The organism is Rhodoblastus sp. (assembly GCF_041915505.1).
GTDB lineage: Bacteria > Pseudomonadota > Alphaproteobacteria > Rhizobiales > Beijerinckiaceae > Rhodoblastus.
Map to the genome: position 1 here is coordinate 26,912 of NZ_JAYSBG010000002.1, position 8,608 is coordinate 35,519.

The window sequence follows — 8,608 nt, forward strand, 5'->3', positions numbered from 1 at the left end:
AGCTGCTCAAACATAGATAACTTATATAAGAATAAACATATATTCACAATATAAGATTTGTTCAGCCTGCCCGAAAGCGGCCGGGCGACCTTGGCGGAAAGGCGCGGAAAACGATTGGGCGCCGATCACGGAGAGCCAGCAATGTCAGCGCGTTGAGATCAGTCCTCGTGCAGCGCGCAGTTCCCCCCGGAGGCCGTGTCATAGTGTCGCAACTCGTCGGCGGAGGATGGAAAATGCCGCCCCGAGTAAATCGGGACGGCTCTTAAAACATGATCGCGGCGATGCGACGGGCGAGAATGTCTGCCTATATCAAGACTATCATTTCCAATGCCGATAGGTCGCGCTCCAGCGCTGAAATGCCGGCAAATGCCGCTCGCGGGACGCCAGCATCAGCCTTGTGAAAACGTGCGTAATCGCGGGAAAAGCCACTACCGCGGGTAGCAGGCGAGTCTCGTAGAGGCTGACATTGTGCTTTTCCTCATCGACCGCGAGGTCGCAAGCGCAGGCACGAGAAGCCGGCACGCTGCGCCGGATGTCGTCGCTGCCAATATAGGAATTGGCGGGAATGTCCCGGCCATAGGCGCGAAGGATTTCGATGAGCTTGTTGGCGTGCCTATCCTCGGAATCGACGATATGCGCGAAGGGTAGGGCGCCAGGAAAGCGTTCAAGCACGGCGAGATAGAAGGCCCGCGCCCGATACTCGTCGTCGAGCGCTTCGAGCACAGCGGCATGGGCCTCCACCCTAAGCGGCGCGCCGACCTCGATCGCGACGGACAGATCGCATCCATGCGCAGCGCCGTCCTGGCGACGACGGCCATGACCGCGACCGCACCCGCATCCGTTTGGAGCCTCTTGTTGTTGGGATTGCATTTGGTTCTCCTGATGGAAAAAGACCCTATTCGAATGGGAACAAGCCGCCGCGCCGGCGATACGGCCTGCCGATCAGGCTTCGTGCGAATTATCGATCGGACGATCGCATGCCGCATTTTTGATCTGGGGCATGGACAGAACCCCCTACAGGCGGACGATGATTGGGCCTATAAGTTATACCGTCAATCTATCTTCGAGGGGCCGCATGCGACTGAACGCCGCAACCAATGGCGCAATGCGCATTCTGATGGCCTGTCGCGAAGACCGGTCGTTGGCGATGCCGGATATGGCGCGCCAGCTCGGGCTCGGCGAAGCCATCGTGCTCAAAACCTGTCAGGAACTGACGCGGGCCGGGTTCATCACTGGCCGGCGCGGTCGCGGCGGCGGTTATCGTCTCGCCAAGCCAAGCGACAAGATCACGGTCATGGAAATCATTGAGTTGTTTGAACCCAAGGAGAATCTGTTTCCTTGCCGCCTGAACTTAAGCGGCGAGTGTCGCATCATTGCGCTATGCAAGCTGCGCCGCGCCTGCGAGCGTGCTTACGCGGCCTTTCGCGGGGCGCTGGACAATCTGACTCTCGCCGATCTCAGCTTTGAAGAATTGTAAAAGTGAGGCGATCAGGGGCAGCCGTGATCTCGGTGCAATGCATGGGTCGCGGACGCGCCAGACGCAAGACATCGAGAATCTCGTCGCCATTGTCGGAAATGTCCGCCAGCGTGAACGCGTCGAGAGTTGCGAGAAAGGCCTCAGTTGCTCGCAACAGGGCGGGGCGCAATCGGCAGCGATCCATGAGTGGACAGGTGTTGGTCGCCGGGTCGAAACATTCGACGAGGGCGAATCCATCCTCCGTCCGCCGAATGATTTCGCCGAGTGAAATCGAATCCGCCGGGCGCGCGAGACGGAAACCGCCCTTGTTGCCGCGAATCGTTTCCAGATAGCCCCAGGCGCCGAGTTGATGGACGCATTTGACCAGATGTGTCTTCGAAATCCCGAAACCGTCGGCGACTTCCCCGATGGTGCTAACCCCGGGGAACCGTGCCGCGGCAACCATCAGCACTCTGAGGGTGTAATTGGAATAGCTCGTCAGTTTCACGTTGGCTGCTTTGTTTTGGCGGGAACCGCGCCAATCCCTCCCGTCTTCGAGACGATCGGGAAGGGAGGATATCGACTGTCTCAAGCGATACAGTTTACACCGGTCACCATTTGGGTGAAAGCCCGAAACCAATTTTCGGGGCCCTTGCCACAAAGCAGGCGCGACGCGAGCGTCCGCGCCGACGAAAGGCTACAATACGAGGGATATCTGCGTCGTCAGGAAACAAATGAGGCGATCCGAGAACTGGCAAAGAATGGAACCTCAATTCGGCAGATTGTCCGACAAACAGGTCACAGCCGGAAGCTTGTTCGAGATGTATTACGCGGCCATCGATTGGATGTATTCCGTACGCGGCCCTGCTCGTTGGATAGCTGGCTGCCCTGGCTCAACAGTCCTGGGAGGAAGGCGCACGAAACGCCTTGCCAACGCGCCCGGCTTCGGCGGGCGGAAGCGGCGATTATATTGAATTGGGCCAATTGTGGCGTAGCCAGGACGAAGACTCCTGGAGCAAAACGGTGCACTCGAATTATTTTGAGCGCGGAACAGTCCGCGCGCTTAAAATCCATGGAACTCTGCGTATTGTTCGACAATCGGCGCTACAGGTAATGGATCGCGGTGACAGTGTCAGAATGTCAGGCAGGCGATTAACTGAATGCTGTTGTTTTCGTTGTCGCCGAGCGCGTCCTCAGCATCATCGCCTTGCCTTCGGAATCTAGCCGGCTCGACACTGTGGTATCAACAGTCCCTAACCATGGGGTCGGCCGCTGATCGAGGGCGCAACGGCGACTGCTCTTGCGCCATGACTTCACGGCTTCTCCGCATGACGGCTCTTGAGCTTCCCATCGGCCGACATCGCGTCGACACAAGGCGCCGATCGCGCCCGCCGTCGGTTCAGCACCAGCTCGCCTGATCGGGGTTCGGCTCCCGAAGCAATTCCTGGATATTCGCCTCAATGATCCTGTAGCCGACATTGCCGTAAAGCTTCTGACGGCCCTGGTTCAGAATCAGGGTTGGACTGCCCTTTACGCCGAGAACATCCGCCTCCTTGTAATCCGCTGACAAAGCGGCATGGGCGCGGCCCGTGTCGAGATAGTCCTGGATCGCCGCCGCGGGGGCGCCCGCGGCCTCGCCCACGGCGCGCTGCACGTCGAGCCGCGCGATGTCTCTTCCATCCACGAAGAAGGCGTGGCGCATCGCGCCAAGAGCGCGTTCAAAACTTCCCGCCGCGCATTTGTCGTCCTGCTCGGCGAGATGGACCGCCTTGAGAAACAGATGGGGCGAGAGGGAGGATTGCGGCCGCACGCCGCGCCACAGATCGTCGTGAAGTTTCACCTCGGGGAAGCCCTCCGCCGCATGGCGCACGTGAGCGGCAAAGCCGTCATAACCGCCGCGGGTTCCCCAGGATGTCGCGATCTTGTTCGGTACGTCGCCGAAGACCGAACAGAAGCGGAATTCGAGACCGACCTGATCGCTGAAGGTCCTGCGGACGGCGGCGATGCGAAGTTCGGCGAAGAAAGCCCAAACGCAGAGGACGTCGGAAAAATACAGGATCGGAACCACCGGCATGTCTTCGCCCTCGGGCGGGGCCGCGCTCGCGCCGCCGCCCCGCAGTCTCGTCTGTTGCAACATGGCCCAGGCGACGGCTGGACAGCAAGGCGTCAACCGATCCAGTCGCAAAATCGACCCGGCGCCCAGGAAAAATCCTGTGCTTTTGCCATGCGCGCCGCAGGTGTAAGCAGAGGCGCGGCGAAGCGAGCCAGGAGGCGAAGCCATGGCGGTTCAACCCGGTCGGAACGATCTCAAAGCGCAGTCCTGGCCCATGGCGCGGAGCGCGCAAAGCCTCGGACTTGCCTATATCGGCATTGTCAATGGCCTGTTCGCCACGCTTCGGCGGCTCGATGTCGCGGAGGCGAACCGACTCGCCGAAGCGGCCGGCATGGATCCCGGCTATGTCCGCTGCTGGTGCGACGCCGCTTACGCCTTCGGCTATCTGGAGGCGGAGGGCGAGCGGTTCCGCTTGTCCGAGGCCGGCGCCGCGATGGACCCGCAGGCGCCGGAGACGCTGATGCCCGTCGCCGTCCAGGCCATGCTGAACATGCACATGGCTGAGAGGGCGGCCGAGTTGATGCGCAGCGGCGCGCGTCCCGGCGAGCAAGTCATGGCTGAGCGCGCGACGCTTCTTCCCTGGTTCGGCCCGATGCTGGAGGCCAGTTTCTCGGCATTTTTCGCGGAGACCATCGGCCCCGGCGTTCCGATCTTCGCTGAGGTCGACGCCCGCGGCGGACTGGTCGTCGATCTCGGCTGCGGCAATGGCTGGTATTTGCGGGCTTTGGCGCGCCGCTTTCCAAATCTGCGCGGCGTCGGACTCGACGGCTTCGCGGAAAATATCGCCCAGGCGCAGCGTCTCGCCGAAAAGGACGGGCTTGGCGAGCGCCTGCGCTTCGCCCCAGGCGACGCGCATGAATTCACGCTCGACGGGCCAGCAGACATCATCGCCATGAACCGCGCCCTGCACCATGTCTGGGAAGCGGGCGGCGCGGTCTTCATCCGCCGCCTGCGCGACAATCTCCGCCCCGGCGGAGCCGCCGTTATCTGGGAGCCGGATTGGCCGGCTGACCGCGCCGCTTTGCGCGCCCCGGCGCGCCGAGGCTTCGCCTTCCAGAATCTCACCGAATATGTGCAAGGCAATCATCTGTTGCGCGCGGAAGAAATCGCCGAAGCCTTCGCGGCGGAAGGCATGCAGCCGGAAATCCACCGTTTCGGCGAAGGCCCCGAAGCGGTCGTGGTCGCGCGCCGCGCCAGCTGATCGCTGAAATATTATTTAATTGCCCGACAGGAAAAAATCGCGACATCTGAACGTCGTTCGTCGAAGCGAGCCGCGAGCGATATGACAGAAAACGGGGTCGGGCTGACGACCGACGAAGCGCGCCGCCGCCTCGCGGAATTCGGGCCAAATTCGCTGGATGAGCGGGAGACCGCGCCCTGGTTGCGATTTCTGGCGAAATTTTCCGCGCCGGTTCCCTGGATGCTCGAGGCCGCTGTCGCGCTTCAACTCGTTCTCGGAAAATATGTCGAAGCCGCGGTCATTGGCATGCTGGTCGTGTTCAATGCGGCGCTCGCTTTTTTCCAGGAGGCGCGCGCCCAGGCGACTCTCGACGCGCTGAAAACCCGTCTTGCGCTGATCGCGGTCGTGCGTCGCGATGGCGTCTGGAGCGCGATCCCCGGCGCCGAACTGGTCCCCGGCGACCTGGTCAAATTGTCGCTGGGCGGGGTCGTCGGCGCTGATCTTCGCCTGCTCGAAGGCGAGGTCCTGCTCGACCAGTCCATGCTTACCGGTGAATCCCTGCCTGTCGAGGCGGGGCCGGGCGCCTCCGCCTATGCCGGCGCTCTGGTGCGACGCGGCGAAGCCGTCGCCGAAGTGACGGCCACGGGCCGGCGGACCCGTTTCGGCCATACGGCGGAACTGGTGCGAACGGCGCACGTGGTCAGTTCACAGCAGAAAGCCGTGCTCCGCGTCGTGCGCAATCTGGCGATTTTCAACGGCTTCGTCGTGCTGTTCCAGACTGGTTACGGGCTTTGGTGTCATTTGCCGTTCACGGAGATCGTCCCACTGACGCTGACGGCGGTCCTCGCCGCGATACCGGTCGCGCTGCCTGCGAGTTTCACTTTGGCGACGGCGCTGGCCGCGCGCGCCCTGGCGAAGCGTGACGTCCTGCCGACCCGTCTTTCGGCGGTGGACGAAGCCGCAACCATGGACGTGCTCTGCAGCGACAAAACCGGCACGCTGACCCGCAACGAACTCGCCGTCGCGGCCATTGAGCCCATAGGCGGCTTTGGCAAGGATCACGTATTGGCGCTCGCGGCCCTTGCCAGCGCTGACGCGGGTCAGGACCCAGTCGACGCGGCGATCCGCCTTGCCGCCGGCGAGGCCAAAGCGGCGATGGCCTGGACGCGATCCGCCTTTTTCGCCTTCGATCCGACGACCCGGATGTCGCGCGCCGAGGCGCTCGACGAGCGGGGAGATCGCGTTGAAATCGTCAAGGGCGCTTTCGCCGAGGTGAGGAAGATCGCCCAGGCGCCGAATTCGGCTTCCGCAAGCGTGGAAAGGCTGCAGGCGCAAGGCTTTCGCGTTCTGGGCGTCGCTGCGGGCGCGCCCGGGGATTTGCGGCTGGCGGGCTTTGTCGCCCTGAGCGATCCGCCGCGCGCCGATTCGGCCGGCCTGATCGCCGATTTGCGCGCCATGGGCGTCGGGACGGTCATGCTGACAGGCGACGCGCCGACGACGGCGACCGTCGTCGCGCGCGCGGTCGGGATTGAAGGCGCGGTCCACCCGCCCGGCGCGCCGCCCGCATCCGTGACGCTGGAGGATTACGGCGTCTTCGCCGGGGTTTTCCCGGAGGATAAATTCGCCATCGTGAAAGCGTTCCAGGCGGCGGGCCATACGGTCGGCATGTGCGGCGACGGAGCCAATGACGCGCCGGCCTTGCGACAGGCCCAGATCGGCATAGCGGTTTCGACAGCGACCGACGTCGCCAAATCGGCGGCTGGCATCGTTCTCACCAGACCCGGCCTGGAGGGCGTGCTCGCCGCGGTCCGGGAAGGACGGGCGGCCTTCCAGCGCATTCTGACCTATGCCTTGCGCTCACTCACCCGCAAGCTTGATCAGCTTCTTTTCCTGACATTCGGCCTGGTTTTGACCGGCCACGCGATCTTGACGCCCATGTTGATGGTGATCCTGATGAGCACGGGCGATTTTCTCGCCATGGCCGCCACCACCGACAATGTCACTCCGTCAGAAAAGCCGAACGTCTGGCGCATCGATGCGCTGACCGGGGCGGCGGTCGTTCTGGCGCTCTGCGATCTGGCGTTTTGCAGCGGCGTCCTCGCCTATGGAAAGTTCCAGCTGGCCTTGTCGCTCGACGCCCTGCGAACGCTCGCCGCCGTGACGCTGGTCGCGTGTGGGCAGGCGGTGCTTCTGGTGGTGCGCGAGCGCCGCGCGATGTGGCGTTCGCGTCCCAGCGGGATTTTCCTTCTGGCCTCGTGCGCCGATCTCGCCGTTATTGCGATTCTGGCGACGCAGGGGATTTTCATGGCGCCCTTGCCGGCGCGAGTCGTCGTCGGAATTTTCGTGGCCGCGGCCGTTTTCGCCGTCCTGCTCGACCGGGTGAAGCTGATTGTGTTCCGGCGTTTTCGCATCTCCTGACCCGCGTGGACGGGTTTTTCTATGCGGCTCCTGTTTCCGCGACGGCGAGGACAATCCGCGATCGCTCGAACATCATGTCCCCGCCCGCGATCAAAGCGGCGGAAAGCGTCAGTTGGCGGCTTTCCAGGCCGCGAAGCCGCCGGCCAGATTGAACACATTCGCATAGCCCATATCGACCAGCGTCTTGGCCGCAAGCGTTGAGCGGCCGCCGGAGGCGCAATAGACGACGATGCGGTCGGCGCGCGCGATTTCCGGCTTGTGCATCGGGCATTCGGGGTCGGCGAAGAATTCAAGGAAGCCGCGCGGCGCATGGAACGAGCCCGGAATGGCCCCGCTCGCGACTTCCGGCCCCTCGCGCACGTCGAGGAACAGGACCGAGGGGTCGTCGGCAAGCGCGAGGGCGTCATGGACGGAGAGCGTGTCGATGATGGCGTTGGCTTCGGCGAGCATCTGCTTGAAGCCTTTTTTCAGCGGGCTCTTGAGGCTCATAAGGTCGGTCCTTTCGGCTTTTTCGGGGGTGTGGCGGAACAAAAGGTTTCGGCAAGGATGATGACGAACTTCCCGATATTCTCGTCGCTGAGCGAATAGAACACCGTCTGGTGAGAACGCCGCGCCGTGACGATCCGGTCCTTGCGTAGCAGCACGAGATGGCGCGAAACGGTCGAGATCGTGACGCCGACGGTTTCCGCGAGGCTGGTCACCGAACATTCCTGTCCGGCCAGCGCGCAGACGATTCGCAGCCGCGCCGGGTGGGCGAGAGCCTTGATCAGTTCGCTGGCCTCGGAGGCGGCGATATCGAAGCGCTTGACATCCATATGGCAATATTTGCATATATTTGAATATATGCAAATCAAATCGAGCGTGGATCGCCCCTTCATGCGCATGCCAAGCCCAGTTTCATTCGTCCTCCGAGGCGTCGCCGCCGCAACGCTCCTCGCCGGGTTCGCCGGCGCTGCGGCGGCGGGCGAGATCGTTGTCGAAAAGCGCAAGGTCCCCGATATGAAGGCCATGTTCGGCCAGGTGCAGAGCCGCGACGTGACGCCGGCGCGCACGCGCATTGGCGGCACTTTGATCAGTCGTTCGGTCGAGGAGGGCGCGCCGGTCAAGGCCGGCGACGTCATCGCCGTCGTCACCGACGAAAAGCTCGCCCTGCAGGCGCAATCGCTCGACGGCCAGTTGAGCGCGCTGCAATCACAGCTCGACAACGCCAGTGACGCGCTGAAACGCGCCGAGGAATTGCTGCCGCGCGGCTTCATCACCAAGGCGGCCTATGACCAGGCGCGGACCAATGTGGATGTGCTGCAACATCAGATCGAGGCGATGCGCTCGCAGCGCGCCGTGGTGTCGCAGCAGATGAGCGAAGGCAGCGTGCTCGCGCCCAAAGACGGCCGCGTCCTGACGCTTTCGGCCATTCCCGGCGCAGTGGTCATGCCCGGAGAGG

Annotated in this window: 9 protein-coding genes and 1 pseudogene; 5 read left to right on the forward strand and 5 right to left on the reverse strand. The window is 63.0% G+C overall.

The window, feature by feature from the left end; all coding sequences use genetic code 11:
• Positions 1–318: 318 nt before the first annotated feature.
• Positions 319–870, reverse strand: a complete 552-nt coding sequence (locus ACE3S9_RS00335) for a hypothetical protein (protein ID WP_374544432.1) — start codon at positions 868–870, stop codon at positions 319–321.
• Between the two features lie 205 nt (positions 871–1,075).
• On the opposite strand from ACE3S9_RS00335, the gene ACE3S9_RS00340 reads away from it, so the two are divergent.
• Entirely contained in the window at positions 1,076–1,477 is a 402-nt protein-coding gene (locus tag ACE3S9_RS00340; protein WP_374544433.1) for an Rrf2 family transcriptional regulator, read from the forward strand.
• Here the strand turns inward: ACE3S9_RS00340 and ACE3S9_RS00345 are convergent.
• A complete protein-coding gene (locus tag ACE3S9_RS00345; protein WP_374544434.1) occupies positions 1,458–1,964 on the reverse strand; it encodes an Rrf2 family transcriptional regulator in 507 nt (168 codons plus the stop codon). The genes ACE3S9_RS00340 and ACE3S9_RS00345 overlap by 20 nt on opposite strands.
• 183 nt (positions 1,965–2,147) lie before the next feature.
• Between ACE3S9_RS00345 and ACE3S9_RS00350 the strand changes: the two are divergent.
• Positions 2,148–2,354 (forward strand): annotated as a pseudogene (locus tag ACE3S9_RS00350) (ISL3 family transposase); the annotation flags it as partial.
• Positions 2,355–2,855: 501 nt separating this feature from the next.
• On the opposite strand, the gene ACE3S9_RS00355 reads toward ACE3S9_RS00350, so the two are convergent.
• Positions 2,856–3,590: a DsbA family protein gene (locus ACE3S9_RS00355; RefSeq protein WP_374544435.1), complete on the reverse strand. Its 735-nt coding sequence runs from the start codon at positions 3,588–3,590 to the stop codon at positions 2,856–2,858.
• Between the two features lie 145 nt (positions 3,591–3,735).
• Between ACE3S9_RS00355 and ACE3S9_RS00360 the strand changes: the two genes are divergently transcribed.
• Entirely contained in the window at positions 3,736–4,770 is a 1,035-nt protein-coding gene (locus ACE3S9_RS00360) for a trans-aconitate 2-methyltransferase (protein WP_374544436.1), read from the forward strand.
• Positions 4,771–4,851: 81 nt separating this feature from the next.
• The gene (locus ACE3S9_RS00365; protein ID WP_374544437.1) at positions 4,852–7,167 is read left to right on the forward strand and encodes an HAD-IC family P-type ATPase; all 2,316 of its coding nucleotides are present in this window, start codon (positions 4,852–4,854) and stop codon (positions 7,165–7,167) included.
• A gap of 108 nt (positions 7,168–7,275) precedes the next feature.
• Here ACE3S9_RS00365 and ACE3S9_RS00370 read toward each other — a convergent pair whose 3' ends face one another.
• Both ACE3S9_RS00370 and ACE3S9_RS00375 read right to left on the reverse strand, forming a co-directional pair.
• On the reverse strand, positions 7,276–7,656 hold the full coding sequence (locus tag ACE3S9_RS00370; RefSeq protein WP_374544438.1) for a rhodanese-like domain-containing protein: 381 nt from the start codon (positions 7,654–7,656) through the stop codon (positions 7,276–7,278).
• Positions 7,653–7,982, reverse strand: coding sequence for an ArsR/SmtB family transcription factor (locus ACE3S9_RS00375; RefSeq protein WP_374544439.1), 330 nt, complete (start codon positions 7,980–7,982; stop codon positions 7,653–7,655). The genes ACE3S9_RS00370 and ACE3S9_RS00375 overlap by 4 nt, the downstream gene beginning before the upstream one ends.
• A 61-nt stretch (positions 7,983–8,043) precedes the next feature.
• Between ACE3S9_RS00375 and ACE3S9_RS00380 the strand changes: the two genes are divergently transcribed.
• Positions 8,044–8,608, forward strand: a 565-nt coding sequence (locus tag ACE3S9_RS00380) for an efflux RND transporter periplasmic adaptor subunit (RefSeq protein ID WP_374544440.1), incomplete at its 3' end; no start/stop codon positions are given.